Source organism: Gordonia sp. NPDC058843 (assembly GCF_042743165.1).
In the GTDB taxonomy this organism is placed as follows: Bacteria; Actinomycetota; Actinomycetes; order Mycobacteriales; family Mycobacteriaceae; genus Gordonia.
In genome coordinates, this window is sequence record NZ_JBHYNC010000018.1 from 50,071 (window position 1) to 76,991 (window position 26,921).

Here is a 26,921-nt window from a genome sequence, read left to right on the forward strand (position 1 = left end):
GTGGTGTCGAGCGATCCCTGTGCGGGGCGCCGACTCAGATGATGCCGCGCTTGAGACGCCGGCGCTCACGCTCCGACAGGCCGCCCCAGATGCCGAAGCGTTCGTCGTTGTGCAGTGCGTACTCGAGGCATTCGGACTTGACCTCGCAGCCCTGGCAGATCCGCTTGGCCTCGCGCGTCGACCCACCCTTCTCGGGGAAGAACGCCTCGGGGTCGGTCTGCGCGCACAGGGCGCGGTCCTGCCACTGGTCTTCGACGGCGTCGAAGAGATCATCGAAGTCGTTGGGCACCAACGAGAGATGGCGACGGCCTGGGTCCTCGTCATCGGCGATGGGCGCCACGGGCGACCCGAAATCGGTGCCGACACCGATGACCGACGCGGCGGCGGTGCCACCGATCATCGAATCATCAACGGGGCCAAGGGTATTGAACTCGGCGGCGAATTGCGGGCGATTCTGTGGTTCAAGCGGATTGCCGATCGGGTTTTCCAAAGCCATCGTCGGCGCCTCCTAGCTCGGGATGTTGGTAGTTTCTGCGTCCTCTGCGAACACGGCCTGTGAGCCGCACCCACCACTGTTGCCACACCACTTGTACTACGGATGCGTCAACACCCACATCAGTCGTACTCAGAGCGCCCGAGCGACGGCCCGCGAAGTGCCGGAACCGACCCTCACCCGAGTTCGAACATACGATCGAATCCGTTGACGTCCAGCGGTTTTCGATCCGAAGGTTCTCGATCTCAAACTCGGAATGACACTGATGTGATTACACACGCCCAAGGCGGTCCCGGTCAAGTTGAAGTCAAAGATTCTCTGTTTACCACCAGGATCCGACAATCTTGTGACTCGACACGACGTTGACCTCAACCCGACGTGAATGTCACACCGACCCGGACGCCGGTCCACACCATCCGGACCGCGCCGACAGCGCCTGACCGCCTTCTCGCACCGCGCACTACAGTGGCGGTGTGAAGGAGTACCTGCTGTGAAGGTGACCGTACTCGTCGGGGGCGTCGGAGGGGCACGATTTCTCCTCGGTCTGCGCGAATTGTTCGGCCCGACGGCGTTCCCTGCCCCCCAGGACGACGCGTCCGGCGCCCGGTCGAGCGAGCATGAGATCACCGCGATCGTCAATGTCGGTGACGACGCCTGGATGCACGGTGTCCGGATCTGCCCCGATCTCGACACGTGCATGTACACCCTCGGCGGCGGGATAGATCCCGAACGCGGATGGGGCAGGCGCGACGAATCCTGGCGCGCGAAGGAAGAACTCGCCGCCTATGGCGCCGACCCCGACTGGTTCGGCCTCGGCGATCGTGACCTCGCGACGCACCTGATCCGAACCCAGATGCTCGACGCCGGATACCGACTGTCCGACGTCACCGCCGCCCTGTGCCGCCGCTGGAACCCTGGCGTGCGGCTCCTCCCCGTCACCGACGACCGTCACGAGACCCACGTGGTCGTCGCCAAACCCGACGGCGAGGACGGCGAGCGCGTCGCGATCCACTTCCAGGAGTGGTGGGTGCGCCATCGCGCACAGATCCCCACGTTCGGCTTCGCACAGGTCGGTTCGGACGACACCGCACCGGCACCAGGAGTTCTCGACGCGATCGCCGACGCCGACGTCGTCCTACTCGCACCGTCGAATCCGGTTGTGAGCATCGGCGCGATCGTCAGCGTCCCCGGAATGCGCAGCGCGTTACGACAGACGAAGGCCCCGGTGGTCGGCATCTCGCCGGTCATCGACAACCGGCCCCTGCGCGGCATGGCCGACGAATGTCTGTCCGTGATCGAGGTGGAGTCCTCGGCCGAGGGCATCGCCGGGCACTACGGTGCCCGCAGTGGCAGCGGGATTCTCGACGGATGGCTGATAGCCGAGGGCGACCACGCGGCCGTCGACGGTATGGCCATCGGGTCGGCTCCGCTCCTCATGACCGACCCCGCGGCCACCGCCCAGATGGTGCGCGCGGCCTGCGCCATCGTCGACGTGCCGCTCCCCGATTCGAACAAGGGCCTCGCGTGACCGCTCGCCCCGACCACCGTGCGCCGGGCCACCTCGAGATCCATCCGGTGACCGGCCTGCCCGAGTTCACCGCCGACTCCGACGTCGCCGGCGAGATCCTCCGCGCCGCACCGTGGCTCGAATCCGGGGATGTCCTGGTGGTCACCAGCAAGATCATCTCCAAGGCCGAGGGCCGGATGGTCGACGCACCGAGCGACCCAGAGGAGCGGGACGCGTTGCGCCGCCGCCTCGTCGACGCCGAATCGGTGCGCGTGCTGGCGCGCAAGAACCGGACCCTGATCACCGAGAACCGGCTGGGCCTGGTCCAGGCCGCCGCCGGGATCGACGGCTCCAACGTGCGCAGCGACCAGCTCGCGCTCCTCCCGGAGGACCCCGACGGCAGCGCCGCGGCTCTCCGGCGGGCGATCGCCGATGCCACCGGCCTCGACGTCGCGGTGATCATCACCGACACGATGGGCCGCGCCTGGCGGACCGGGCAGACCGACGTCGCCATCGGCGCGGCGGGCATCGCCGTGACCCATCCCTACGAGGGTGGCATAGACGACTACGGAAACCCGTTGATCGTCACCGAGATCGCGGTGGCCGACGAACTGGCCGCCGCGGCCGACCTCGTGAAGGGCAAGCTCGCCGCTGTCCCCGTCGCCGTCGTGCGGGGTTTCGGTCCGGCCGAGAACGGGACCACCGCCGCCGACCTCATCCGCCCCTACGACGAGGACCTGTTTCGACTCGGGACCGAGGAGGCGATCGCTCAGGGTCGGCGCGAGGCCATCCGCACCCGACGTTCGGTGCGGACCTTCGCCGATCGTCCCGTCGACCCCGCCGAACTGCGCGCCGCGCTCGGCGAGGCGCTCACCGCTCCGGCGCCCCACCACACGCATCCGGTCCGCTTCGTCTGGCTGCGGTCGGCTTCGCGGCGCCGAGAACTGCTCGACGCGATGTCCCACGAGTGGCGCTCTGACCTCGAATCAGACTCCAAGACACCCGAATCCATCGAGAAGCGGCTGCGGCGCGGACAGATCCTGTATGACGCACCGGAGCTGGTGATCCCGTTCCTCGTGCCCGACGGCGCCCACGAGTACCCCGACGAACGACGCAACGACGCCGAACACACGATGTTCACCGTCGCCGCCGGCGGTGCGGTCGCCAGCCTGCTCACCGCGCTGTCGGTCCGCGACATCGGGAGCTGCTGGATCGGGTCGACCATCTTCGCCGCACCGACGGTGCGCCGAGTCCTCGACCTTGACCCGAGCTGGGAGCCCCTGGGCACCGTCGCCATCGGTCATCCGCTCGAACCGGCGGGGCTGCGGGACCCCGCGCCCACCGCGGAGTGGGTGCTCGAGCTGTGACCGCGGAGTCGCTGCACGCATCCGCCGTCGAAGCCCTCACCCGGTGGCAGACGCCCGACCCCACCCAGGACTCGCTCCGTCACGCGTACCTCGCCTTCCTGGCGGCGTCCTCGGATGGATGCCTACGAGCCTGCGCACCAGGACATCTGACGGGCTCGGCGATCGTCTTCGACGCAACGCGCCGGCACGTCCTACTCACCCTGCATCCCCGGGTCGGGAAATGGATCCAGCTCGGCGGGCACTGCGAGCCGTCCGACGACTCCATCGCCGACGCGGCGCTACGCGAGGCGCGGGAGGAGTCGGGCATGCCCGAACTCGTGCTCGACACCCCCGACCCGGCCGAACCCGGTGGTGGGATCGTGCACCTCCACACCCACCCGATCACCTGCTCGCTGGGAGTTCCCACCCGCCATCTCGATGTCCGCTACCGGGTGATCGCGGCTCCGACGTCCGACGGCGAACTCCCGCACGTCGTGCGCAGCGACGAGTCGGTGGACCTCCGCTGGTGGCCCGTCGACGCGCTCCCGGACGATGCCGGGGACGATATCGCCACACTCATCGGCGCCGCGCTGCGGGACGGCGGTCCGCGCTAGACGCGGATGTTCTTGCCGACCGTCACCACGCCGCCGGCACTCACCGAGAACCGTTCGCGATCGGCGCTGACGTCGACACCGAGTTGTTCGCCGTCGCCCACCACGACGTTCTTGTCGAGGATCGCCTTCCGGACGACCGCGCCCTTCCCGACGCGCACGCCGGGCATCAGCACACTCCCCTCGACCACCGCGCCGTCCTCGACGATGACGTTCGACGACAGCACCGAATTGCGCACCGTACCCCCCGAGATGATGCAGCCGGACCCGACGACGGAGTCCTCGGCAACCCCGGACTGAACGAACTTGGCGGGCGGCAGGTTGTGCGTCTCGCCGCGAATGGGCCAGCGGCCGTTGTACAGATTGAAGATCGGGTGGACCGACACGAGGTCCATGTGTGCCTCGTAGAACGCGTCCAGCGTTCCGACGTCACGCCAGTAGCCGGTGTCGCGTTCGGTGGCACCGGGGACCTCGTTGTCCTTGAAGTCGTAGACGTAGGCGGTGTCACGGCGCACGAAGGCCGGGATGATGTCGCCGCCCATGTCGTGGTCGGAGTCCGAGTCGGCGGCGTCGGCGCGCAGTGCGTCGACCAGCGCCTCGGTGGTGAACACGTAGTTGCCCATCGACGCGAAGGTCGACTCGGGATCGTCCGGAGTGCCCGGCGGGTCGGTCGGCTTCTCGAGGAAGCGGGTGATCTTCCCGCTCGCGTCGGAGTCGATACAGCCGAAGGCCGTCGCCTCGGCTCGTGGCACGCGGATCCCGGCGACCGTGACATCGGCGCCGGATTCGACGTGCGCGGCCACCATCTGCGACGGGTCCATCCGGTACACGTGGTCGGCACCGAAGACCACGATGTACTCGGGCCGTTCGTCGGTGATGAGGTTCATCGACTGGAAGATCGCATCGGCACTGCCGGTGTACCAGCGCGGCCCGAGTCGCTGCTGGGCCGGTACCGGGGTGATGTACTCACCGTGGAATCCCGACGTCCACCAGGTCTGCGAGATGTGCCGGTCGAGCGAATGCGACTTGTACTGTGTCAGCACGCAAATGCGCTCGTAACCGGCATTGACCAGGTTGGACAACACGAAATCGATCAGCCGGTAGGCACCGCCGAAGGGCACCGCAGGTTTGGCGCGGTCCATCGTCAGCGGGTACAGACGCTTGCCTTCGCCGCCTGCGAGGACGATGCCGAGGACGTGCGGCTCAGATCTCACTCCCCCAACTTAACCGCGATCGAACCCGTCGGCCAGGTGACCGGGCCGGAAGAATGCGCGCGTCCCGGCCGCCGCCACCGTTTCCCAGCACCGATGGCGAACTGCGCGCGATGGCACTAGCGTCGAGCCCATGCGGGTGGCGATGATGACACGAGAATATCCACCTGAGGTCTACGGCGGCGCCGGTGTCCACGTCACCGAATTGGTGCGCCATCTCCGCGATCTCATCACCGTCGATGTGCACTGCATGGGCGCCGAGCGGGACACCGCCGAGGTGTACACCCCCGACCCCGGGCTGGCCGGTGCCAATGCGGCCATCACCACGCTCTCGGCCGACCTCCGGATGGCCGTGGGCGCGGCCGACGCCGACGTCGTGCACTCCCACACCTGGTACACCGGCTTGGCGGGGCATCTGGCCGCCCAACTCTACGACGTGCCGCACGTCCTCACCGCGCATTCGCTCGAACCGTCGCGCCCGTGGAAGGCCGAGCAACTCGGGGGCGGGTACCGGGTGTCGAGCTGGGTCGAACGCAACGCGGTGGAGTACGCCGACGCGGTGATCGCGGTGAGTTCCGGGATGCGCACAGAGATCTGTGACACCTACCCACGACTGGACCCCGAACGTGTCCATGTGGTGCGCAACGGGATCGACACCTCGCAGTGGTACCCCGTCGACGACCCCTACGGTCCCGACTCGACGCCCACTGCCCTCGGCCTCGACCCGGACCGCCCCGTGGTGGCGTTCGTCGGCCGGATCACCCGGCAGAAAGGTGTGGCGCACCTGGTGGCCGCGGCACACCATTTCGATCCGGCGATCCAGCTCGTCCTCTGCGCAGGCGCCCCGGACACCCCGGAGATCGGCGCCGAGATCGAACAGGCCGTGGGCGAGCTGTCCGCGTCGCGTCCCGGCGTGCACTGGGTGCGCGAGATGCTCCCCCTACCGCGTATCCGCGAGATACTGACTGCGGCAACGGTATTCGTGTGCCCGTCGGTGTACGAACCACTCGGCATCGTCAATCTCGAGGCCATGGCCTGCGGTACCGCGGTGGTGGCCTCGGAGGTCGGCGGCATCCCCGAGGTGGTGCGCGACAACGTCACCGGCCGCCTCGTGCGATACGACCCCGTCGACCCGAGATCCTTCGAACACGATCTCGCCGAGACGGTGAACGCGGTCAGTTCCGATCCGGCCGCGGCGGCGGCGATGGGATCGGCCGGTCGCGAACGCGCCGACGCCGAGTTCTCCTGGGCGACGATCGCCGAACAGACACTGGCGGTCTACGAGTCCGTACGGCGCTGAGCAGAAGGAGTCAGGCGCGGGCGGGCCGGCACACGGTCACCACGACCGACACCGTGACCGGCCTGCGGCCGTCCTCCACGAACGCGGCCGCCCGGGAGCGGATGTCGGCTTCCTCGGAGTGAAAAGCCGAGGGTCCCATCGCGACGAGGTCCCCGATGGTCTCTGCATCGACGTCCACGGTGTACTGCAGTGCCGACTCGTCGACCAACTCGAAACCCTCGTCGAGCGAGGCGTGCAGGCGCGCCGACTTGGCGGAGTCGACGCGCAGCATCTCCATCGGCTCGATGAGCTCGGCCAGGTGGTCGGGCCCCGGACTCACGATGACCAGCGCGCCATCCGGTGCGAGCACCCGGGCGAACTCTGACGCGTTCCGGGGTGCGAACACCGAGAGCACCACCGAGACAGCATCATCGACGACCGGCAGACCACGCCAGACATCGGCGACGACGGCGGCGAGCGCATACGGGCCCCGGGCGATGGCTCGCGCGCAGTACTTGGAGAGGTCGATGCCGATTCCGGCGACAGGAGACTCGTCGACACCGCCGGGCGCTCCGCTCGCTGCGACCGCGGCGCGAAGATAGTGTCCGCCACCGGCGCCCGCGTCGAGGATCACGGGCCGAGGGGGTCCGATCGCGAACTCGGCGGCGCGCCGGGCGACGGAATCGACCACAGGGACGAAGAAACCGGCGTCGTGGACGCGCGCCCGAGCGGCCACCATGGCCGCGGTGTCGGCGCGCAGCGCACCCGACCGACCGTCGAGCAGTGAGACGTAGCCCTGCCGGGCGATGTCGAATGAATGGGCGTCGGGACAACGCAGCGACGTGCCGTCGACCGAGAGGGGTCCGGCGCACACCGGGCATCGGAGGATCTCGACGATCGAAGTGAGGCCATGCGCCCGGTGCGGTGTCGGTGTGTCCGCCCGGGCCTCATGGGAACTGCCCTCGTGGGGCATGTTCAGCCGGTGACCCCGCGGAGTTCCTCGCCCAGCGCGGCTGCTTCGTCGGCGGTCAGCTCGACGACGAGTCGACCCCCACCCTCGATCGGAATCCGGACAACGATTCCACGCCCTTCTTTGGCCGCTTCGAGGGGGCCGTCCCCAGTACGTGGCTTCATTGCCGCCATTCTCAAGCTCCCTTCAAGGTCCCTGCTCCGAACATGATACGTGTAGGCGTCTCACACGATTGCCAGTGCGCGACACGCGCGCCGCGCGGAACCCGCTGCGCGCCTACCCCGGGGCTGTCGGCGGGCCCGACCGCCACGCGCCGGCACCACCGTTCTCGTGGTCGGCGGCCGGATCGTCCGGTCGCGTGTCGACCGCTGTCCCGGGCACCGGCTCCCGGTCGCGCAGGCGCGCGATCACCGAGCGCAGATCGTCGACCTCACGTGCGAGACGCGCCAGCGCCCAGTCGACTTCGGCCTGCTTGTAGCCTCGCGGTGTCTGCACGAACCGCAGCGCGCGGACGTCGTCGCCCGTGATCCCCACCGACGGCAGTCTGGTGAGAGTCGTGTCGGGCTCGACCGGCGGAAGATCTTCACCACGTCCGAACACGAACCAGACGATGGCGAACACGCCCGCGACGACGAGCCCCATGATCAGCAGGTACAGCAGCAGCGTCTGCATGCAATCCATCCTGACAGAAGCCGGCTGGCGTGCCTCCGGCGCAGCGCGAACCCGACGACCGCTCGCGCCCGGTGGGGACGCGGCGTCGCCGGGTCGGCGTCTGTCGAAATCGGTCTGTCGGCTCCGGGCGCGAGCCTAGGAGGCCATCTCCTCGGTCTTCGCGTCCAGAGCCCGCACGGTGTTCATCGGCGGACGATCCTCGAGGTAGACCTCGGTGGTGTGCGGCGTGAACGATCCGTCGGGTTCGGCGGTGAACTGGGTGAGTCCGACACCCGAGTCCCCGATGCCGCAGCGGCGCATGAGGGTTCCGACGATCTGCCGGCTCATGACCCCCAGCTCCACCAGCGGGCGGTTGCGATGGGTTCGGACCCCGAGGTTGACCTGACCGATCCCGGCCAGACCGTGGCGATCGTAGGTGTCGATGAGAAGCCCGATCTCGACCCCGTACCCGGGCGCGAACGGTACCGAGGAGAGCAGTTCGCGCGTTCCGGCGTACTCGCCGCCGAGAGGCTGCAGGACGGCGGTGAGGTCGGGTTTCTGGGAGGCCAGGAGCGGTCGGGCGACGAGCTCGGTCACGCGGCCGCCGCCGTTGGCGTCGTGCGTACCGCCCGTGCGCAACGGACGTCGGTAGTAGCCCTTCACGAGCTGGATCTCCGGGTTCACCAGAAGCGGGCCCAGCATCTTCGGTACGAACATCGGGTCCGGGTCGATGAGGTCGGAGTCGACGAACGCGATGATGTCGCCGGTGGCGACCGCGATGGAACGCCACAGCACCTCGCCTTTGCCCTTGACCGGATCCAGCTCGGGTACCGCCTCCTCGCGGGTGATCACCTGCGCGCCGGCAGCGACCGCACGCTCGGCGGTGGCGTCGGTCGAACCGGAGTCCAGGACGATGATCTCGTCGACCAGGTTCCCGTACAGCGGCATGATCGTGGCAATGACGTCGGCGACCGTCTCCTCCTCGTTCAGCGCGGGCAGCACCACCGAGATCGTCCGGCCGTCTTTCGCGTCGACGAGTTCGTCGATCGTCCAGTCCGGCTGCTCCCACGTGTGGGTTGCCGACCAGCGCTGCTCGGTTCCCGGGGCCTGGGCGACCGTCGGCCACACTGCGGCCTTGTCCCGGCTGACGGTGCTGGGCGTACGTCGCTTCTGCTGCTTGGTCATGCGAGTCCCCTGACTGTTCGGGCGGGTGGTCTCGTTCCCGCGATGGCAGCGACCATGTCGACCACGCGGCGAGTGGCAGCGACCTCGTGAACGCGGAAGATCCGGGCGCCGTGGGCGGCGGCCAGACTCGTCGCGGCCAGAGTCCCTTCCAATCGTTGCGCTAGGTCTGTACCCAGAGTCTCCCCTACGAAATCCTTGTTGCTCAGTGCCATCAGCACCGGCCAGCCCGTGTTAACAAGATCTTTCACACCGCGTAACAGAGCCAGCCCGTGGTGAGTGTTCTTGCCGAAATCGTGCGTCGGATCGATGACGATCGAGTCTCGACGGACCCCGGCCGCGAGCGCCCGTTCGGCCGCGGAGGTCACCTCCCGGATCACATCGGCGACCACGGCGTCGACGGAATCCCCGTAGGCGACGCGGTGCGGCCGGGTACGCACCAGTGCACCGCCCGTGTGTGAGCACACGATCCCGACGCCACGTTCGGCGGCGACGGCAACCACCTCGGGATCGAAACCAGCCCAGGTGTCGTTGATGAGATCCGCGCCGGCGGCACAGGCCTGATCGGCGACCTCGCTGCGCCACGTGTCGACGCTGATCAGCACGTCCGGGTGGCGGTCGCGGATCCAGGAGATCATGCCGACCACACGCGCTGCCTCCGTGGCGGCGTCGACCTCCCGACCGGGCCCGGCCTTCACCCCGCCGACGTCGATGATGTCGGCGCCCTCCGCGACGACCCGGTCGACGTGCTCCTGTGCGGCGGCGTCGTCGAAGCTCGCGCCCCGGTCGTAGAACGAATCGGGGGTGCGGTTGACGATCGCCATCACCAGGGCGCGGTCGGTCGGCACGCGACGCCCGCACAGCGTCGGCGACACCGACGCCTCGGGGGCGGGACTCACCCCTTGGGTACCTTGGCCGCGGCGACGTCGTCGGGGTAACCGTCGTAGAACTCGGTGTACCCCTTCTCCTTGCCGAGCAGCACGTAGAGCCGTTCGGAGTCGGCGTCGGCGTAGCCCTCCTTGCGGAGCTCGACCTTGCGGTTCTTGAAGGTCGAGGTCTGCTCGAAGTCGTCGACGATCCGCACGAACAGCGGCACCGCATACGACGGCAGGGCGTCGTAGAGGTGGACGGCGAACTTGCCCGGATCGAGATCTGCGCCCTCGCGCAGCTTGATGGCGATCATCCCGGCGCGACCGTCGGTTCCGGGCACCTCGACGCCATAGGCCACCGACTGTGCGACGGCCTCGTAGCTGTCGACCGCGCCCTCGACCTGGGTCGTGGCGACGTTCTCGCCCTTCCAGCGGAAGGTGTCGCCGAGCCGGTCGACGAAGGCGATGTGCGCGAAGCCCTGATCGCGGACGAGGTCCCCGGAGTTGAAGTAGGCGTCGCCGTCCTTGAACGCGTCGCGGATGATCTTCTTCTCGGTCTCCTCCGAGTCGGTGTACCCGTCGACGGGCACCCGGTCGCTGATCTGGGCCAGCAGCAGACCGGTGCCGCCCCGACCGACCTTCACGAGCCGGCCATCGTCATCGCGCTTGGGATTGCCCTCCTCGTCGTACTCCACGATCTTGTACGGAAGTGGGCAGAACCCGGCGGTCTTGTCGACGCTGAACGCGTTGACGAACGCGAGGTTGAGTTCACTGGCCCCGTAGAACTCGACGACCCGGTCGACGCCGAAACGCTCGCGGAACTCGTCCCAGATGTCCGGGCGCATACCGTTACCGACCACGGTGTGCACGGAATGCTGACGGTCCGTGGGCTTCTCGGGCTGGGCGAGCAGGTAGCGACACAGTTCACCGATGTAGCAGAACGCGGTGGCGCGGTTGAGGATCACATCGTCCCAGAACTTCGACGCCGAGAACGACCGTCCGATGGCGATGCACGCACCGGAGGCCAGGACCGACGACAGCGACACCGACAATGCGTTGTTGTGGTAGAGCGGCAGCGGCACGTACATGGTGTCGCTGTGGCGCAACCGGACGGCGAGACCACCGATGCCGGACAGGCTCGCGAGCCACCGGTTGTGGCTCATCACGCTGGCCTTCGGCATACCCGTGGTGCCGGAGGTGAAGATGTAGAAGGCCTTGGTCGACGCGGGCAGTTGCTCGGTGACCTCGGGATCTGCCTCCGAGAGCCCCTCCGCGGCGGCGTCGAATTCGGCGAAGTCGTAGACATGTTGGGGCAGAACCGATTCCGGGATCGACTCGAATGCCTCGGCACAGTCGGGATCGTGGACGAGGACCTTGGCCTCGAGAAGTCCGACGCTGTGCTCGAGCACCTCACCGCGCTGGTTGTAGTTCAGCATCCCGGCGATCGCACCCAGCTTGACGGTGGCCAGCATCAGCAGCAGGTCGGTCGTGCAGTTCTTCGACAGCAACGCGACCACGTCGCCCTTGCCGACGCCGTCCGCCGAAAGCGCTGCGGCGTATCGGTTCACCCGACGATTCGCCTCACCGTAGGTGGTCGTCCGGCCCTCGAACCGGACAAAGGGCCGGTCGGGATGTTCGGCGGCGTGCTTCTGGAAGACCGAGCCGATGGTCCGCTTGGCCTCGGGTGGACGCCGGATCAGACCAGGCGCGTGTTTGATCATCCCGGTCGCGTGTGGCGCCATCTTCACCACGCCACGAAGAAGGTCGGGGATACCGACGGTCTTCTTCACACTCTGCTGCCGACTGTCCTGCTGCTCGACCTCTGGGGACATCTGCCCTCCGCTCTCCCGCTGCATCTCGAGTGCCCCGCGCACTCACGCGCTACCCTACCGGCCGGTAGCAAGGCCTCACCGTGCCGTCGCCGACTCCACCGCGTCGGAGACCGTGCGCGTGATGAGCAATCGGTCCAGCGATCGCCGGGCGACGAACCCGGTTGTCGACAACTCTCGCAGCCAATCGAGCAGCGGCGCGTAGAAATCGAAAGGATCGAGCAGGACGACCGGCTTGTCGTGCATCCCGAGGTATCCCCCGGTCCAGGTCTCGAAGAGCTCTTCCAGTGTTCCGATCCCGCCCGGCAGGGTGATGAACCCGTCGGCACGCTCGTCCATGAGTCGTTTGCGTTCGCGCATGGTCTCGGTGACGACGAGTTCGCCCGAACCCAGGTCGGCGACCTCGTGTTTCATCAGCGCGCGCGGGATGATGCCCACCGTGTGTCCGCCGGCCTCGCGAGCGGCATTGACCAGCGCGCCCATCATGGAGATGTTGCCGCCACCCGAGACGACCACGTGTCCCTGTTCGGCCAGCGTCCATCCCACCTCGGCGGCGAGATCGAGGTAGGGCTGGTCGACGGGACCGGACGCGCAATAGACGCAGACAGCACTCACCGGGCAATCGTGCCATCGCCGGCCGACCGGGTCATCTCCGACCTCGTGAGGGCCGGGGTCACCTCTGCGGTCGGGGCGTGGCCGCCTCGATCGCCGCGACCACGTCATCGGGATCGTCGACCACGGTGAGCAGGTCGAGATCTTCGGGCGAGATCATCCCGCGCGCGGCGAGCACATCGCGCATCCAGGTGAGGAGTCCGCCCCAGAAGTCGCTGCCCACCAACACGATCGGGAACCGGACGACCTTCTTGGTCTGCACGAGGGTCAACGCCTCGAAGAGTTCGTCGAGGGTGCCCATGCCGCCGGGCAGACACACGAACGCCTGCGCGTACTTCACGAACATCGTCTTGCGCACGAAGAAGTAGCGGAAGTTCATACCGAGGTCTACCCACGGGTTGAGGCCTTGCTCGAACGGCAACTCGATGTTGAGTCCGATCGACTGGGCCCCGGCCTGGTGCGCACCCTGGTTCGCGGCCTCCATCGCTCCGGGGCCACCACCGGTGATGACCGCGTAACCGGCCTCGCCCAGGGCCCGGCCGACGCGCACACCGAGGGCGTACTCCGGTGAGTCCGGATGCAGTCGTGCCGAGCCGAAGACCGTCACGGCCTCGGCGACCTCGCTCATCGCGTCGAACCCGGCCACGAACTCGGACTGGATACGGAGTACCCGCCACGAGTCGCGCATCGTCCGGTCGGAACGTCGCTCCGCGTCGCGTGGGTCGACCCACTCGAGGAGCCGACGATCGGTCGTCTTGCCCTGCTGGTCGCGCCGGATCCGGATCGGCCCGACGTAGCAGGTGTCGGGGTCCGTTCCGTTTTCGACGGATTTCGGCTCGGGCGTGGTCGACATGGCGGTCACGCTAGCAGCGCTGCAGGGATCAGCAGGCCTCGAGAGGTCAGGACAGGTATGCGCGCAGCAGGTCGGTCACCGCGCGGATCTGCTCTACAGGCACCCGCTCGTCGACGCGGTGCGCGAGATTGGGATCGCCGGGGCCCAGGTTCACGGCCGGGATTCCCAGCGCCGAGAACCTCGACACATCGGTCCAGCCGTATTTCGCGCGGAACCGTCCCCCCGCGGCGTCGACGAGCGCTGCGGCGGCCGGGTGCGCCAGACCGGGCAGCGCGCCGGCAGCGGAATCGGTGACCTCCAGCCCGATGGTGCCGTCGGCGAGGTCGGCGGCGAACACCTCACGCACGTGGTCGAGCGCCTGATCGACCGAGCGGTCCGGGGCGAAGCGGAAGTTGACGTCGAGATGCGCGGCGTCGGGGATCACGTTGCCCGCGACACCACCCCCGACCGCGACCGCGGACAGGCCCTCGCGATACTCGCAGCCGTCGATGTCGACCCGCCGGGCCCGGTAACCGGCCAACGTGGTCAAGACGCCCCCGAGCTTGTGAATGGCGTTGTCGCCCATCCACGACCGGGCCGAATGTGCCCGCGTGCCCGACGCGGACAGACGAACCCGCAGCGTTCCCTGACATCCCGCTTCGATGAGTCCGGCGGTCGGCTCGCCGAGGATCGCCACATCGCCGACGAGCCACTCGGGAAGCTCACGTTCGATGTCGTTCAGGCCGTTGAACTCCGCCGCGATCTCCTCGCAGTCATAGAAGATCAGTGTCAGATCCGAGGCGGGATCCGGCAGCGTCGCCGCGAGGTGGAGGAACACCGCGTCACCGGACTTCATGTCGACGGTCCCGCACCCGTGCAGGACGTCCCCCTCGTCGGGATGCACCTCACGGCGGTGCGGGAGGTTGCCCGCGACCGGCACGGTGTCGAGGTGCCCGGCCAGGATGACGCGCTGTGCGCGACCCCGATCGGTGCGGGCGAGGACGCGGTTGCCGTGCCGGATGATCTCGAAACCGGTCGTCTGCGCCCGCAGCGCGGCCTCGACCGCATCGGCGATGGCCGATTCGTTGCGCGACTCGCTCTCGATGTCGACGAGTGCGGCGGTCAGGTCGACGGGGTCGGCGGTCAGGTCGAGATCGGGAGTGGTCACTCCTTCACCGTAGTGAGGCCATCTCCGCGGCGCCGAAGGAGACACTGAACTTCACGCACCACAGGAACACCGACGGGTAGTCGCCCAGGTCGACGTCGGCGGGGATCTCGTAGATCTGGTTGCCCTTGTTCCCCTTGATCATGCCGAGGTCGACGTGCGGAACGCCTGCGGCCGTACGCCAGCCGCCGAATCCCTCGACGACCTCGCCCTGCGACAACCACACGTGGACGTCCGGCCCGGTGGTGGTGTCCAGGTTCTCGATCGCCAGCACACGCGATCCGTCGGGTTGCTCGATGACCGAGACCGCTCCGGAGGTCGAGTGTTCGTGACTGATCAGGGTGCCGCGTGAGATCACCACCGGTCCGGCGGGGGGCGCCTGCCCCGGCACCGAGCTCGTCGGGGTGACCGCGACGGGGATCGCGTCGTCGACCTCGGTGTCGACGAAGATCAGCCACGGCTGGAAGACAACCGCACCGATCGCCAGCGCGACCAGCACCACCGCGCCGAGCCCGCCGAGCACCCACGGCCAGCGGCGTCGGCGCCGGGGCGGAGCGGGCGGTTGCGGATGACCGGTCATGGTGGCGACCCTACGAGCGGTGCACCGCGCGTGACCAGGACTTTGGGCCGAATGGATGACGCCGGCGCGACGCCGTGGTCCCGGTGGCGGGGCGGGGCGACCGGTGCCGATCACCTAGACTCACCTGTCGTGACATCTACTGGCGCACACGCAACTGGCATCGCGACCGTGATCGACGGGGGTTCGACTCCCGGCGTCGTCCTCGACGTCTGGTTCCCCGAACCCGAACTCGACGGGGTCGAGGCCGCGGAGACCGTGACCCTCGACGAGGAGTCGACGCCCGCCCACCTTCGTGGGCTGGTCGGTGTCGACGAGGCCCGCGGGGTGAAGACCATCGCGGTCCGCACCGGGATCGCCGACATCGCGGCCGCACCCATCGACGCCTATGACGTCTACCTGCGACTGCATCTGTTGTCGCATCGCCTCATCACCCCGCACGGGGCCAACCTCGAGGGCATCTTCGGGATGCTCACCAACGTGGTGTGGACCAACCACGGGCCGTGCGCCGTCGAGGACTTCGAATCGGTGCGGGCGAAGCTCCGTGCGCGCGGACCGGTCACCGTCTACTCCATCGACAAGTTCCCGCGCATGGTCGACTACGTCGTGCCCGGCGGCGTCCGCATCGGCGATGCCGACCGCATCCGCCTCGGCGCGCATCTCGCGGCCGGCACCACGGTGATGCACGAGGGCTTCGTGAACTTCAATGCCGGCACCCTCGGTTCGTCGATGGTCGAAGGCCGTATCTCCGCCGGTGTGGTCGTCGGCGACGGCTCCGACATCGGCGGCGGTGCCTCGACGATGGGCACGCTGTCGGGCGGTGGCAAGGAGATCATCGCGCTGGGCAAGCGCTGCCTCTTGGGCGCGAACTCCGGGTGCGGCATCCCGCTGGGTGACGACTGCGTCATCGAGGCCGGCCTCTACGTCACCGCCGGCACCAAGGTGACCGGCCCCGACGGCACGCAGATCAAGGCACGCGACCTGTCCGGCCAGTCCAACCTGCTGTTCCGTCGCAACAGCCTCACCGGCGCGGTCGAGGTCGTGCCGTGGAAGGGCGACGGGATCTCCCTCAACGAAGCACTGCACAAGAACGACTGAGCCCACTGCGACCAGCTCTCGCTCACCTGTTCCGTTCCCGCTCACACAGAGCGGGTGAGCGGGAACGGATCCGGTGAGCGAACGGTCGCGACGAGTCGCTCGCTGGCCGGATTCCCGAAGGCGACGTAGGGTGGGCTCATGAGCACATCGAACAACCGTTCGACGAACGGAACCGACGACACCGGCGACGTCCTCGGCGCAGGCGCCGGGAATTCCACCGAGAAGGATCCGGACGACTGGGTGACCGGCGACGAGCCGATGACCGGAGCGCAGCGGAGCTACCTCGACACCCTCGCACGGGAGGCCGGCGAGACCATCTCGGCCGAACTCACCAAGGCCGAGGCGTCCGAGGAGATCGACCGCCTGCAGAAGAAGAGCGGTCGCGGCTGACCTGGTCCGGACTCAGCCGGCCAGTCGAGAGGCAGCCAGTCGAGAGACGGCCGCGCCGATGCGCTCGTCGGTCGCGGTGAGCGCCATCCGAACATGGCGTTCGCCGGCCGGTCCGTAGAAATCGCCCGGAGCGCAGAGGATTCCGCGGTCGGCCAGCCAGTCGACGGTGTCCCGGCACGGTTCGTCCCGGGTTGCCCAGAGGTACAGACCCGCCTCGGAGTGGTCGACCCGGAAGCCCGCATCCTCGACAGCCGCCTTCAGCAACCGTCGACGAGCGGCATACCGCTCGCGCTGCTCGTCGACGTGCGCGTCGTCGCGCAACGCAGCGGTCATCGCCCCCTGGATCGGGAACGGAACGATCAGTCCGGCGTGTTTGCGAACCGCGAGCAGTTCGCCGATGAGCGCGGTGTCGCCCGCGAAGAAGCCGGCACGATACGACGCCAGATTCGAGATCTTGGACAGCGAGTGGACCGCGAGCAGGCCGGTATGGTCGCCGTCGCACACCCGCGGGTCCAGGATCGACAGCGGCTCGCCCTCCCAACTCAACCCGAGATAGCACTCGTCGGACACGACGACTGTCCCCCGCTCGCGTGCCCATCCGACGACTTTGCGGAGATGGTCGAGGCCGAGGACCTTCCCGGTCGGATTCGACGGCGAGTTGATGAACATCAACGCCGGGTTCATCGGCCCCAGCGCGACGGTCGAGTCCGCGCGCACCGGCCGGGCGCCCGCGAGCAGCGCGCTCACCTCATAGGTCGGGTACGCGACCTCGGGGATGACCACGTCGTCGCCGGGGCCGAGACCGAAGGTCGAGGCCAGTCCGGCGATCGCCTCCTTGGTTCCGATCACCGGCAGGATGCCCGTCTCGTCGAGCGACGAGACTCCGTGCCGACGGATCAGCGACTCCGCAGCCGCCTCCCGCAACTCGCGTGTGCCGATCGTCGTCGGGTACCCCGGGAACGTCGAGTTGTCGGCGAGTGCGTTCCGGATGAGCGCGGGCACCGGGTCGACGGGAGTCCCCACCGAGAGGTCGACGATGCCGTCGGCGTGAGCCTGCGCCGTCGCCTTCGCGCCGGCGATCGTGTCCCAGGGGAAGTCGGGCAGGCGACCGCTCACACGGGTCGAGGTGACACGCAACGGCGCGGCCGCACGGGAGACAGGGCTGCTCATGCGGAGCCGGTCAGCCCTCGTCGTTCATCGGCGGGAGTCCCTTGATGAACGCCGGGTCGGCGTCGGTCTTGCCGACCTTGCTGGCGCCGCCGGGAGATCCGAGGTCATCGAAGAAGTCGGCGTTCGCGCTGACGTAGGGCTCCCACTCGTCGGGAACATCATCCTCGTAGAAGATCGCCTCGACCGGGCACACCGGCTCGCACGCACCACAGTCGACGCACTCATCCGGCTGGATGTAGAGCATGCGTCCGCCTTCGTAGATGCAGTCGACGGGGCATTCCTCCACGCAAGCCTTGTCCAACACGTCGACGCAAGGCTCCGCGATGATGTAGGTCACCACTCACTCCTTCGCTAGGGAAAGATCCGGGTCGGCGCGACGAGAAGCGCAGTTCGGCGTCGAACGGCACTCCGGCGTCGGCGCCGGTGCGGCCCGAGGGCTGGTCGAACCGCACCCCACAGTATCCGCCCCGCCGGCGGCCACCACGAAATCGGCCCCCGTCCAGAAGCGCCTGGATCGGCGATCGAGTAACGAGGATCACACTCAGGACGTGACCCCGACGCCCCGGGTTTCGCTCAGCGTGCCGACAACCCTCGACGCGGCGACGATACGCGGGCAGGGTCGGCCCCATGATCGTCGTCGACGAATCCGTCCTGACGGGACACCGGCACCCGGGTGCGTGCGCCCGGGTGCCGCACCGACCCACCGCGCGGTCGATGTCCATGTGCTGTTGCTGACCCGATCGGCCTCACCACATCCCGTCGACCTCGCAAGGATTCGCCATGACCTCCACCCTCGCCCGCGACGAGTGGGCGTCTCAGCCCACGACGCCGTCCCTCTCCCCCGTCCGTCACCGGCCCCGGAACGCCTCCTCACTCCGTGAGCGCCCGGGGACCGCGGCCCCGCGCACCATCAGCCACCTACCGACGCGGCTCCGGCCCGCCGACCTGCTCCGGATCACCGACCAGGGCGTCGCAGACGTCCTCGACGGCCGTCACGACACACTGCTCCCGGAGGTCTGGGACGAACGACACCGCTGGTCGACGCGCCTGCACGCCGACGACGACGTCGACGTGTGGCTGATCAGCTGGACGCCGGGTGAGGCCACCGAACTCCATGACCACGCCGGTTCACTCGGCGCGCTCACCGTACTGTCGGGCAGCTTGCGCGAGTACCACTGGACGGGAGACGATCTGGCGGTGCGCATCCTCGACGCCGGCGACCAGGCCGCCTTTCCTCTCGGGTGGGTGCACGACGTCGTGCGAAACCCCGTCGTGGCCGCGCCGGAGCTCTCGACCAGCGGGGAGACCGGCGCACTGGTGACCCCGACGCTCAGCGTGCACGCATACTCTCCGCCGTTGACCGCGATGTCCTACTACGACATCTCCGAGGGCGGGCACCTGCGCCGCAATCGGACCGTCCTCACCGACGAACCCGAATGAGCGCTCACCGGACCATCGACGACGTGCTCGCCGACGCGCGGTCGCGGATCGCGCGGGTCGAGCCCGTCGACGTCCAGGCGGAGCTGGCCGACGGTGCGGTACTCGTCGACATCCGGCCCGCAGCCCAGCGGGCCGAGGAAGGCGAGGCCTCGGGGGCCCTCGTGATCGAACGCAACGTCCTCGAATGGCGGTGCGACCCGGCGAGCGACGCACGCATCGACCAGGCGGTCGACCACGACGTCCGCTGGATAATCCTCTGCTCGCAGGGTTATACGTCCAGCCTCGCCGCGGCCGCGCTGCAGGAGCTCGGACTCCATCGCGCGACCGACGTCATCGGCGGATACGAAGCTCTCGCACCCGTTCTCGGCTGACCCTTCGAGGCTCGCTTCGCTCGCACCTCAGGGAGCACAAAGCTGCGCTTCGCTCGCACCTCAGGGAGCGAAAATCAGGCGACGGCGGGCCAGGGACGCGGCGCCGGACGGGTGTCGACCGCGAGTCCGGTGACCGGGTCTGCGAGCGCCGAGACATGATGCGCCAGAGCCGGATCGATCCAGTCGGCCCCGTTCAGCACATAGGGCGGCTGGGCGGTGATGCGTTCGGTGAGCACAAAGTCGGATTCGGCGGTGCGCGCGGCCAGGGCATCGAGATGGGGCCACGGGCGCTCCGGATTGACGTGATCGGGCGTCAGCGGCGACACGCCACCCCAGTCGTCGACACCGGAGGCGATGAGCGCGGCGCATTCGGCAGGCGACACCAGATTCGGCGGCGCCTGCACCCGCATGTGCGGGCCGAGGACGACACGGGCGACCGCGACGGCGGCGAGGAACTCGCTCATCTCCGCGTCGGGGGTCGAACGCATGGCGGTGTCCGGCTTGGCGCGGAAGTTCTGCACGATCACCTCCTGGATGTGCCCGCCCTGGGCCTGCACCTCGGCGAGGGCCAGCAGCGATTCGGCTCGCTCGGTGAGGGATTCGCCGATCCCGACGAGGATTCCGGTGGTGAACGGAACGCGCGCGGTGCCCGCGTCGCGCAGCACCTGCATGCGGACCATGGGATCTTTGTCGGGACTGCCGTAGTGCGCCTGACCTTTCTCGGTGAACAGGCGGCGCGACGTGGTCTCCAGCATCATGCCCATCGACGGCGCGACCGGCCGCAGCGTGAGGAGTTCCTCGAGACTCATCACACCCGGATTGAGGTGTGGCAGCAGACCCGTCTCGGACAGCACGGCCACCGCCGCGGCACGGACGTAGTCCAGCGTCGAGGAGTAGCCCCGCTCGGCCAGCCACTCGCCGGCCTGCGGCCATCTGTCCTCGGGCCGGTCGCCGAGCGTGAAAAGTGCTTCCTTGCAGCCGAGTTCGGCGCCTCGGCGGGCCAGGTCGACGACCTCGTCGAGCTCCAGGTAGAGCCCCTCCCCCGCACGTGTGAGCTTTCCGGGGACCGTCACGAACGTGCAATAGTGGCACCGGTCGCGGCACAGCCTGGTGAGGGGGATGAACACCTTCCGCGAGTAGGTGATCTGACGCGATCTGCCGACCGCGGCGAGTCCTTCGTCGCGGATCGTCCCGGCGATCGACTGGAGCTCGGTCAGGTCGTCACCCGAGCAGGACAGCAGCGCCACGGCCCCCTCGAGACCGATCGGCGTCCGTTCGCGGGCGGCGGACAGAGCCGCGCGGATGGTTGTCTGGTCGGTCATTCTTCCCCCTTCACGGGTGTTCCGGTGCCGGGGTCACCGGGCCCGGACAGATATGGCTCCGGGTCGAAGGTGCCGTTGCGTTCGCGGAACGACGCCGCGGTGCCCGGCCACAGCAGGGTCAGGCGGCCGCTGTCCGGGTCGACATACCAACTGTCGCAACCGGTCAGCCACACCGTCGACTCGCTGCGCGCGTCGATCTCGTGCGTGTAGGCGTCTTCCGCGGCAGGCGAGACCGCCAGGGTGGCGATCCCGTTGTGGGCCATGTACTCCAACGCGCCCACCACGTAGTCGAGTTGCGTCTCGATCATGTAGATCGCGGAGTTGTGTCCGAGCGCGGCATTCGGCCCGTCGAGGACGAACATGTTCGGGAATCCGCTGACGACGGTCGAGGCGTAGGACGTCATGCCCGCCGACCAGTGCTCGGACAACCGTCGACCGGCTCGGCCCCTGATGCGCGACGCGGCGGGAGGTCGCGCGGACTCGAATCCGGTCGCCATCACCAGGACATCGAGGTCGTAGGTGTGCCCACTGCGCGCGGTGGCCTTGGACTCGGCGACCGACGACAACGCGCTCGACTCGAACACCACGTTGTCCCGCTGCAGCGCCGGGTAGAAATCGTCGCTGAGAAGTATTCGCTTGCAACCGATCTCGTAGTCGGGGGTCAGTTGCTCGCGAAGGTCGGCATCGACGACCTGGCCGTGAAGGTGGTCCCGGGCCCGGGCCCGGATCTCGTCGATGTCGGGATGCAGCCCGAGCCGCTGCCGAAACGCCGTGTCGGCCTCGGTGAGCAGTCGGTCGCGCACCTGCGCTGCGACCCGAGGGTCGAGCATGGCGGCGCGTTCGTCGTCGGTGTAGTGCCGATCCTCGCGCGGCACGACATACGGTGGCGTGCGGCAGAAGACCACGAGATCCTCCGCGGCGTCCGCGAGATGAGGGACGAGTTGCACCGCCGAGGCACCGGTTCCGACGATGCCGACCCGCGCACCGGCCACGGCGACGTCGTCGTGCCACGCGGCCGTGTGGACGATCTGCCCCGGGAAGGTGTCGAGTCCGTCGACATCGGGAATGCGTGCCTCCGACAGTCGCCCCACCGCCACGACCAGCGTCCGGGCGCGGAACGTCGCCGCCCGGCCGTCCGGCGCTGCCGCGGTGACCACCCAGTGCGCACCCGCCTCATTCCAGACCGCCTCACGCAGTTCGCGATTGAGCGCGATGTGATCGGTCAGCTGTTCGTCGACGACGATCTGCTCGAGATACGAGCGGATCTCGGCACCACGCGGGAAGCGCGCCGACCAGTCCGCGGGTGGCCGGAACGAGAACGAGTACAAGTGGGCGGGGATGTCGCAGGCGATCCCGGGATAGGTGTTGTCGCGCCACGTGCCCCCCACGCCGTCGGCGCGTTCGAGTACGACGAAGGACTCCTGCCCGCGGCGCGCGAGTTGCGTCGCCATCCCGAGGCCGGCGAAGCCCGCGCCGATGATGACGACATCGACGTCGTCCATGGTCGACGAGTCGTCGTGCGGTCCGGTCGACTGCGTTCCGGAAGACGTGGTGCCGCTCACGAGGACACCTGGGGCAGCGGGAGTTGCCGTGCCGGCTCGGGCACCTCATAACGGGTGGTGCGTTGGCGGGGTGTGCGGCCGGCCCGGGCCGCGATGTCGACCACGGCGGCGGCATCGAGAACGCGGCCCGCCTCCGGCCCGGCGTCGGGCATCAGAGTGCCGTCGAGCAGTAGACCACCCAGGTCGTCCGCGCCACCGCGCAACACCAGATCGACGGTGGTGGCGGGCAGTTTCGTCCAGGCCACCTGGAGGTGGTCGACGAGGCCTGCGGACATGAGACGTGCGACGGCGTGCACCGCGCGCGTCTCCCGCTCCGACGCGGTCCGCGAGGCAGCGTCGGACAGGTGGGGTGGCACGTTCTCCGGAAGCAGCGGCATCAGGATGAGTTCGCTGAATCCGCCGGTGCGACGCTGGATCTCGAGAAGCAACCGCAGGTGTGCGACCTGGTGCGCGGGCGTCTCGATGTGCCCGTAGAGCATCGTCGCGGTGGAGAAGAGCCCGACACGGTGGGCCTTCTGGATGACATCGACCCAGCCGGCGACCGGCGGCGCCGAGCCGGTGGGTGACAGTTGCGCCCGAACGGTGTCGTCGAGTACCTGGGCGGCGGTGCCCGGGACCGAGCCCAGGCCCGCCGATCGCAACCGCTCGAGATGTTCGACGACGGACACTCCGGCACGCTCGGCGCCGTCGACGACCTCCGGGACCCGATATGCGTGCAGGTGCAGCCCGTCGGCGGCACCGGTGATCTCCTCCACGAGCCCGACGTACCGGTCGGCGGGGAGTTCGGCGGGCAGCGGTCCCTGCATGCAGATCTCGGTTGCGCCGAGCCCGACCGCCTCGGCCACCAGTTCGTCCAGCCCCGGGTCGGCCGGGCCGAGCCTGCTGACGACGCCCGTGTCGAAGTTCCGGTTGACCACGAAGGTCAGCACGTCCGGGTCGGTGGCCCGGCGACGCGCGGCGTCGGCGAGGTCGCAGAGTTCGTCGAGCTGCGCGCCGGAGGCACCCAGCAGCGCGACCCAGCCATCATCGTCGAGGGCATCGGCCCCGACGGTCGGGTCGTCACGGACACGGCTCAGTGCGGCCGTGACGCGCTCGATCGGGGCCGTGATGTCTTCGGCCCACGCGCGCAGAAGCATGTCCCCCACTCTAACTCCCGAGCCGCGCCGCCCCTGCGCGGTGCGGTCTAGTCGGGCTCGGGCAGCCGACCCGTCCAGCCCAGCGCGGCGCAGGGCCCGACGCCGAACACGAGGAGCAGCAATGTCTGCACCAGGTAGTCACCGCTGATCGAGAGCACCACATCGCCGCCCGGCCCGGGAAGGCCACCGGCGATGACGACCACGACTCCCCACGCGGCGAGGGGGCCGTACCGCCACGGGGTGGCGGTGAAACCGGCCGCGAGCCAGAGGAGAGCGGCGTTGACCACCCCGGCTGCCAGAGCCGCGACGGGTAGCGCGACGCCGCCGAAGCGCTGGTAGGTGAACGCGACGCTCAGGAGCCCGATCGCGAACCCGTCGACGACGAGGAAGCCGAGCAGCACTCGGTCGAGCACGGAACCCGGTACAGGGCGGACGAGACGTGGCATCGACTAGTCGATCCCGGCGAACAGGTCCGATTCGCGCCTGCCCGTGCCTCGCGGGCCTCCGAGGAACTCGTGCCGTTCTGGTTCGGTGAGGATGAAGTGCTCCGCACCGGCTATCGGCTGCAGGATGTTGTTCGACAGTGCGTATTCGGTCCCCGACGCGGCAACCGTCACCTGGGTGGCGTGGGCGGCGAGGGCGGCGACCTTCTGGGCCAGGTGGGCACTGATGTCGATCTCGGTGGTGATGTCGTCGTCGGGATAGCTCGGCAGCTCACCGTCGCGGGGCATCCGCCAGCCGTCGGGCACGGCGACCGCGTCGGCGAGACCGGACTCGAGGGCGCTGCGTTCGGTCACCGACTCGTAGATCTTCGCCGGCCCGGTGCCGAGTTCGCGGGCCCGCGCGACCGCGGCGGCTGTGACCTCGTGCACGAGCTTGTGATCGGGGTGTCCGTAGGTTCCCGAGGCGTCGTAGCTGACGACCACCTGGGGCGCGAAGTCGGTGAGCACGTCGACCAGCGCACCGACCGGTTCGCTCATCGGCGCCCGGACGAGCGCCCGCGGGTGGTGTGCGGACGGCGCTCCGGCCATGCCGGAGTCCCGCCAGCGTCCGGCGCCGCCGAGGAACTGCGGCCGCAGCGGGGGCCGGCCGGCGGGACTGAGCGCGGCCAGTGCCCGCGTGAGTTCGAGGACCCGGAATCCGCCGAGCTGGTCGGCGCCGCCGTCGGCGACCAGCTGCGCCCACTCGTCGCCGATGACCTCGCCCTCCTCACCGAGGGTGAATGTCAGAACCCGGACGTCGACGCCCTCGGCGAGATACCGGGCGATGGTGCCGCCGGTCATGATCGTCTCGTCGTCGGGGTGGGCATGGACGAGCAGCAACCGCCGATCGGCCGGGGCACCGGTCACGACAGCTCCCAGTCGACCGCGGTCCCGAAGATCGAGACCTGGATGGGCCCGGTGAGAGGCACGTCGCGCACCGCGGTCGTGGTTCCCACGACCATCGAGTCCTGGTACAGCGGAAGGTAGATCGCCTGTGCGGCCAGCAACGGCTCGGCCTCGTTCAGCGTGGGGACCGGGTCGTCCTCGGAGAGCGCGTTGCGCGCGAGTTCGATCAGTCGGGGATCGCACAACCCGGAGGTGTTGCTCGCGTAGCTGTCACCGGGATCGCCCCCGCTCGGCGCGATGCTGGTGGGGGTCGGCGGCGTCGCGGGCGACGGCTCGGTGCCTGGTTTGGGCTGGTTGCAGTCGACCTGTGAGGCGAGTGACGCCGCCGGCGGCACGCCGAGACCCGACCACCCGACCACCAGGTCGACGCGCTTGTTGGTGAGTGCGGAACCGTACAGTTCGCTGTTGGGGAGCGTGACGATCTGCGCACGCACCCCTGCGCCGCGAAGCTGGTCGACGATGCTCGACGCGGCCGACGTCGTCCGCGGATCGCCGGCGACCGCACCGACACGCACGATGAGATCCTGTCCGTCTCGCTGGAACGGCAGGATGCCGTCCGGCAGCTCCGGCACCTCGACCAGCCCCTCGATCGGGGCCTCGACCGAACCGGGGGCCGATGATTGGCCGGGGGCCGGCGACTCGGACGGGGACGGTGTCGCCGACGAAGAAGACGATGCCTCCGATGACGAGGCCCCCGACGACGCCGACGGCACCGGGGATGCCGAACCGACGGGTTCCGGTGCGGCGCGCCGATAACCGGCCGCGCCCAGCAGGGCGTCGATCTCGGCAGGTCCGGTTCGCGGGCGGGTCACCGGCGAATAGCCCGGGTCCGACGGCGCGAAGACGGTGTTGGCGAACGGTTCGACGACCCAGTCCCCGGCACCGGCGAAGGTGGTCAGCCGCGGGTCGACCAGTCCGAGGATCGCACGCCGGACCTCCACCGAGCTCATCGCGTCGGTGCGGGCGTTCACGCTCACACCCAGTGACCGGGAGGTCAGGCTGCGGGCGGTCTCCAGACCCGGCAGGGCCGTCAGTTCGGCGTCGGTGGCCGGCGATGCACCGAGGGCCACGACCGCCGAGTCGCCGGAGCGCACCGAATCGAGCATCTGGGCCGAGGTGCCCGCGCGGCGCAGCACGATCTGATCCAGCCGAGGCGGGGTGACCCAGTACCGGTCGTTACGGGCGAGGCGGACCTCGTCACGGGTCTTGTCGATCCCGACGATCGCGTAGGGGCCCGCCGACACCGGCTTGCCGGTGTCCATCCCGGTCTGGAAACCCGCCGGCGCGCCCTTCAGCACGTGACTGGGCAGCAGCCCGATGAAGAGTTCTCGCCAGGCGGGATACGGCCGCTCGAACTGCACCTCGACGACCTTGCCGCCCTCCCGGGACTGCACCGAATCGATGAGGCGGTAGCCGGCCGGCGCCACCACGTTGGGTTGCCGGGACATCTGCTGCCACAGGTAGTTGAAGTCGTCACCGGTCACCGGCAGACCATCGGACCACTGGGCGTCGGTGTGGATGCGATAGGTGACCGTGAACGGCGCCCGCGACGTCACCTCGGCGGAGGTCACGAACGAGCGCTGGAGCTCCCACACCGTCCCGTCCGGCGTCTGCACCGGCGCGAACGCGCTGGGCAGCGTCATCGCCGCGACCGCCGTCGTCACCGGGTTCTGGTCCGCGGCGATGTGCGGATTGAACCCGGCTCCGACCGAGTCGGTGGCGATGTAGACCGTCTTCTCCACCGGATACTCGGTCGGGGTGGGCGGCGGACCCGTGTCCCGAACCGGAGGCGGTGGATCGGACATGCACGCCGTCAGCACCACGAGCATCGCGATCCCGCACGAGAGCACACCGAACAGCCTGCCCCGGACGCGACTCGTGGTCTCGCGGCCCGGTCGTGGTCTGGCGCG

The 26,921-nt window shown here is 68.9% G+C and carries 28 protein-coding genes; 8 read left to right on the forward strand and 20 right to left on the reverse strand.

Annotated features, from left to right (window positions below):
* Positions 1-34: 34 nt before the first annotated feature.
* Positions 35-292, reverse strand: coding sequence for a WhiB family transcriptional regulator (locus ACFW3F_RS13960; protein ID WP_172622106.1), 258 nt, complete (start codon positions 290-292; stop codon positions 35-37).
* Between the two features lie 691 nt (positions 293-983).
* Here ACFW3F_RS13960 and cofD point away from each other — a divergent pair.
* The 3 genes from cofD to ACFW3F_RS13975 are packed head-to-tail and all read left to right on the forward strand — an operon-like array spanning position 984 to position 3,960.
* Positions 984-2,021 (forward strand): 2-phospho-L-lactate transferase, encoded by a 1,038-nt coding sequence (gene cofD / locus ACFW3F_RS13965; RefSeq protein WP_388058257.1) that lies wholly within the window; start codon positions 984-986, stop codon positions 2,019-2,021.
* Positions 2,018-3,367 carry a coenzyme F420-0:L-glutamate ligase gene (locus ACFW3F_RS13970; RefSeq protein ID WP_388058259.1) on the forward strand — a complete coding sequence of 450 codons (1,350 nt, stop codon included), beginning with the start codon at positions 2,018-2,020 and terminating at the stop codon, positions 3,365-3,367. Before cofD ends, ACFW3F_RS13970 begins: the two co-directional genes overlap by 4 nt.
* Positions 3,364-3,960, forward strand: a complete 597-nt coding sequence (locus ACFW3F_RS13975) for an NUDIX hydrolase (RefSeq protein ID WP_388058261.1) — start codon at positions 3,364-3,366, stop codon at positions 3,958-3,960. Before ACFW3F_RS13970 ends, ACFW3F_RS13975 begins: the two co-directional genes overlap by 4 nt.
* Here ACFW3F_RS13975 and glgC read toward each other — a convergent pair.
* Entirely contained in the window at positions 3,957-5,171 is a 1,215-nt protein-coding gene (gene glgC / locus ACFW3F_RS13980) for a glucose-1-phosphate adenylyltransferase (protein ID WP_388058263.1), read from the reverse strand. The two genes, ACFW3F_RS13975 and glgC, sit on opposite strands and share 4 nt — an antisense overlap.
* Before the next feature lie 130 nt (positions 5,172-5,301).
* Here glgC and glgA point away from each other — a divergent pair, with 130 nt between their 5' ends.
* Positions 5,302-6,468, forward strand: coding sequence for a glycogen synthase (gene glgA, locus ACFW3F_RS13985; protein ID WP_388058265.1), 1,167 nt, complete (start codon positions 5,302-5,304; stop codon positions 6,466-6,468).
* A 10-nt stretch (positions 6,469-6,478) separates the two neighbouring features.
* Here glgA and ACFW3F_RS13990 read toward each other — a convergent pair whose 3' ends face one another.
* The 10 genes from ACFW3F_RS13990 to ACFW3F_RS14035 all read right to left on the reverse strand — a co-directional run bounded on the left by ACFW3F_RS13990 (position 6,479) and on the right by ACFW3F_RS14035 (position 15,080).
* Positions 6,479-7,321 (reverse strand): putative RNA methyltransferase, encoded by an 843-nt coding sequence (locus tag ACFW3F_RS13990; protein WP_388058267.1) that lies wholly within the window; start codon positions 7,319-7,321, stop codon positions 6,479-6,481.
* A gap of 101 nt (positions 7,322-7,422) precedes the next feature.
* On the reverse strand, positions 7,423-7,590 hold the full coding sequence (locus tag ACFW3F_RS13995) for a DUF3117 domain-containing protein (protein WP_004019232.1): 168 nt from the start codon (positions 7,588-7,590) through the stop codon (positions 7,423-7,425).
* Positions 7,591-7,693: 103 nt separating this feature from the next.
* Positions 7,694-8,089 (reverse strand): DivIVA domain-containing protein, encoded by a 396-nt coding sequence (locus ACFW3F_RS14000; RefSeq protein WP_388058269.1) that lies wholly within the window; start codon positions 8,087-8,089, stop codon positions 7,694-7,696.
* Between the two features lie 135 nt (positions 8,090-8,224).
* Complete coding sequence (locus ACFW3F_RS14005) at positions 8,225-9,253, reverse strand: glucosyl-3-phosphoglycerate synthase (protein ID WP_388058271.1); 1,029 nt, start codon at positions 9,251-9,253, stop codon at positions 8,225-8,227.
* Positions 9,250-10,074, reverse strand: a complete 825-nt coding sequence (gene folP / locus ACFW3F_RS14010) for a dihydropteroate synthase (RefSeq protein ID WP_388058323.1) — start codon at positions 10,072-10,074, stop codon at positions 9,250-9,252. Before folP ends, ACFW3F_RS14005 begins: the two co-directional genes overlap by 4 nt.
* A 71-nt stretch (positions 10,075-10,145) precedes the next feature.
* Positions 10,146-11,951, reverse strand: coding sequence for a long-chain-acyl-CoA synthetase (locus ACFW3F_RS14015; protein ID WP_388058273.1), 1,806 nt, complete (start codon positions 11,949-11,951; stop codon positions 10,146-10,148).
* Positions 11,952-12,026: 75 nt separating this feature from the next.
* Positions 12,027-12,563 carry a TIGR00730 family Rossman fold protein gene (locus ACFW3F_RS14020; RefSeq protein ID WP_388058274.1) on the reverse strand — a complete coding sequence of 179 codons (537 nt, stop codon included), beginning with the start codon at positions 12,561-12,563 and terminating at the stop codon, positions 12,027-12,029.
* A gap of 58 nt (positions 12,564-12,621) precedes the next feature.
* A complete protein-coding gene (locus ACFW3F_RS14025) occupies positions 12,622-13,413 on the reverse strand; it encodes a TIGR00730 family Rossman fold protein (RefSeq protein ID WP_388058276.1) in 792 nt (263 codons plus the stop codon).
* Positions 13,414-13,459: 46 nt separating this feature from the next.
* Positions 13,460-14,560 carry a succinyl-diaminopimelate desuccinylase gene (gene dapE / locus ACFW3F_RS14030; RefSeq protein WP_388058278.1) on the reverse strand — a complete coding sequence of 367 codons (1,101 nt, stop codon included), beginning with the start codon at positions 14,558-14,560 and terminating at the stop codon, positions 13,460-13,462.
* Positions 14,561-14,564: 4 nt separating this feature from the next.
* Positions 14,565-15,080, reverse strand: a complete 516-nt coding sequence (locus ACFW3F_RS14035; protein ID WP_388058325.1) for a DM13 domain-containing protein — start codon at positions 15,078-15,080, stop codon at positions 14,565-14,567.
* Between the two features lie 186 nt (positions 15,081-15,266).
* Between ACFW3F_RS14035 and dapD the strand changes: the two genes are divergently transcribed.
* On the forward strand, positions 15,267-16,232 hold the full coding sequence (gene dapD, locus ACFW3F_RS14040; RefSeq protein ID WP_388058280.1) for a 2,3,4,5-tetrahydropyridine-2,6-dicarboxylate N-succinyltransferase: 966 nt from the start codon (positions 15,267-15,269) through the stop codon (positions 16,230-16,232).
* A gap of 138 nt (positions 16,233-16,370) precedes the next feature.
* Entirely contained in the window at positions 16,371-16,622 is a 252-nt protein-coding gene (locus ACFW3F_RS14045) for a DUF3072 domain-containing protein (protein ID WP_388058282.1), read from the forward strand.
* A 12-nt stretch (positions 16,623-16,634) separates the two neighbouring features.
* Here the strand turns inward: ACFW3F_RS14045 and dapC are convergent, their stop codons facing one another.
* Together dapC and fdxA are read right to left on the reverse strand one after the other, a co-directional pair.
* The gene (dapC, locus tag ACFW3F_RS14050; RefSeq protein WP_388058284.1) at positions 16,635-17,792 is read right to left on the reverse strand and encodes a succinyldiaminopimelate transaminase; all 1,158 of its coding nucleotides are present in this window, start codon (positions 17,790-17,792) and stop codon (positions 16,635-16,637) included.
* Between the two features lie 10 nt (positions 17,793-17,802).
* Positions 17,803-18,132, reverse strand: a complete 330-nt coding sequence (gene fdxA / locus ACFW3F_RS14055) for a ferredoxin (protein WP_388058286.1) — start codon at positions 18,130-18,132, stop codon at positions 17,803-17,805.
* A gap of 440 nt (positions 18,133-18,572) precedes the next feature.
* Here fdxA and ACFW3F_RS14060 point away from each other — a divergent pair, with 440 nt between their 5' ends.
* The gene (locus tag ACFW3F_RS14060; protein WP_388058288.1) at positions 18,573-19,232 is read left to right on the forward strand and encodes a cysteine dioxygenase; all 660 of its coding nucleotides are present in this window, start codon (positions 18,573-18,575) and stop codon (positions 19,230-19,232) included.
* Positions 19,229-19,603 carry a rhodanese-like domain-containing protein gene (locus ACFW3F_RS14065; protein WP_388058290.1) on the forward strand — a complete coding sequence of 125 codons (375 nt, stop codon included), beginning with the start codon at positions 19,229-19,231 and terminating at the stop codon, positions 19,601-19,603. The genes ACFW3F_RS14060 and ACFW3F_RS14065 overlap by 4 nt, the downstream gene beginning before the upstream one ends.
* A gap of 74 nt (positions 19,604-19,677) precedes the next feature.
* Here ACFW3F_RS14065 and cofG read toward each other — a convergent pair whose 3' ends face one another.
* From cofG to ACFW3F_RS14095, 6 genes are read right to left on the reverse strand one after another with little or no spacing between them, the layout of a single operon-like run.
* Positions 19,678-20,925 carry a 7,8-didemethyl-8-hydroxy-5-deazariboflavin synthase CofG gene (gene cofG / locus ACFW3F_RS14070; protein WP_388058291.1) on the reverse strand — a complete coding sequence of 416 codons (1,248 nt, stop codon included), beginning with the start codon at positions 20,923-20,925 and terminating at the stop codon, positions 19,678-19,680.
* Complete coding sequence (locus tag ACFW3F_RS14075) at positions 20,922-22,427, reverse strand: flavin-containing monooxygenase (protein WP_388058327.1); 1,506 nt, start codon at positions 22,425-22,427, stop codon at positions 20,922-20,924. The genes cofG and ACFW3F_RS14075 overlap by 4 nt, the downstream gene beginning before the upstream one ends.
* Before the next feature lie 56 nt (positions 22,428-22,483).
* Positions 22,484-23,623: an FO synthase gene (locus ACFW3F_RS14080; RefSeq protein ID WP_388058293.1), complete on the reverse strand. Its 1,140-nt coding sequence runs from the start codon at positions 23,621-23,623 to the stop codon at positions 22,484-22,486.
* Between the two features lie 47 nt (positions 23,624-23,670).
* A complete protein-coding gene (locus ACFW3F_RS14085) occupies positions 23,671-24,069 on the reverse strand; it encodes a facilitated glucose transporter (RefSeq protein WP_388058295.1) in 399 nt (132 codons plus the stop codon).
* A 3-nt stretch (positions 24,070-24,072) separates the two neighbouring features.
* A complete protein-coding gene (mshB, locus tag ACFW3F_RS14090) occupies positions 24,073-24,972 on the reverse strand; it encodes an N-acetyl-1-D-myo-inositol-2-amino-2-deoxy-alpha-D-glucopyranoside deacetylase (RefSeq protein WP_388058297.1) in 900 nt (299 codons plus the stop codon).
* Entirely contained in the window at positions 24,969-26,840 is a 1,872-nt protein-coding gene (locus ACFW3F_RS14095) for an ABC transporter family substrate-binding protein (RefSeq protein ID WP_388058329.1), read from the reverse strand. The genes mshB and ACFW3F_RS14095 overlap by 4 nt, the downstream gene beginning before the upstream one ends.
* Between the last annotated feature and the right edge of the window lie 81 nt (positions 26,841-26,921).

Bases quoted from the DNA above. Each gene is read 5' to 3' on its own strand.
- ACFW3F_RS14005 (WP_388058271.1), bottom strand. From the start codon at position 9,253: ATGACCAAGCAGCAGAAGCGACGTACGCCCAGCACCGTCAGCCGGGAC.
- ACFW3F_RS14065 (WP_388058290.1), top strand. From the start codon at position 19,229: ATGAGCGCTCACCGGACCATCGACGACGTGCTCGCCGACGCGCGGTCG.
- ACFW3F_RS14095 (WP_388058329.1), bottom strand. From the start codon at position 26,840: ATGCTCGTGGTGCTGACGGCGTGCATGTCCGATCCACCGCCTCCGGTT.
- ACFW3F_RS13995 (WP_004019232.1), bottom strand. From the start codon at position 7,590: ATGGCGGCAATGAAGCCACGTACTGGGGACGGCCCCCTCGAAGCGGCC.
- folP (WP_388058323.1), bottom strand. From the start codon at position 10,074: ATGGCGATCGTCAACCGCACCCCCGATTCGTTCTACGACCGGGGCGCG.
- ACFW3F_RS14025 (WP_388058276.1), bottom strand. From the start codon at position 13,413: ATGTCGACCACGCCCGAGCCGAAATCCGTCGAAAACGGAACGGACCCC.
- cofG (WP_388058291.1), bottom strand. From the start codon at position 20,925: ATGACCGACCAGACAACCATCCGCGCGGCTCTGTCCGCCGCCCGCGAA.
- ACFW3F_RS14080 (WP_388058293.1), bottom strand. From the start codon at position 23,623: ATGCTTCTGCGCGCGTGGGCCGAAGACATCACGGCCCCGATCGAGCGC.
- glgA (WP_388058265.1), top strand. From the start codon at position 5,302: ATGCGGGTGGCGATGATGACACGAGAATATCCACCTGAGGTCTACGGC.
- ACFW3F_RS14060 (WP_388058288.1), top strand. From the start codon at position 18,573: ATGACCTCCACCCTCGCCCGCGACGAGTGGGCGTCTCAGCCCACGACG.
- ACFW3F_RS14085 (WP_388058295.1), bottom strand. From the start codon at position 24,069: ATGCCACGTCTCGTCCGCCCTGTACCGGGTTCCGTGCTCGACCGAGTG.
- dapC (WP_388058284.1), bottom strand. From the start codon at position 17,792: ATGAGCAGCCCTGTCTCCCGTGCGGCCGCGCCGTTGCGTGTCACCTCG.
- ACFW3F_RS14000 (WP_388058269.1), bottom strand. From the start codon at position 8,089: ATGCAGACGCTGCTGCTGTACCTGCTGATCATGGGGCTCGTCGTCGCG.
- ACFW3F_RS14045 (WP_388058282.1), top strand. From the start codon at position 16,371: ATGAGCACATCGAACAACCGTTCGACGAACGGAACCGACGACACCGGC.
- ACFW3F_RS14015 (WP_388058273.1), bottom strand. From the start codon at position 11,951: ATGTCCCCAGAGGTCGAGCAGCAGGACAGTCGGCAGCAGAGTGTGAAG.
- ACFW3F_RS14075 (WP_388058327.1), bottom strand. From the start codon at position 22,427: ATGGACGACGTCGATGTCGTCATCATCGGCGCGGGCTTCGCCGGCCTC.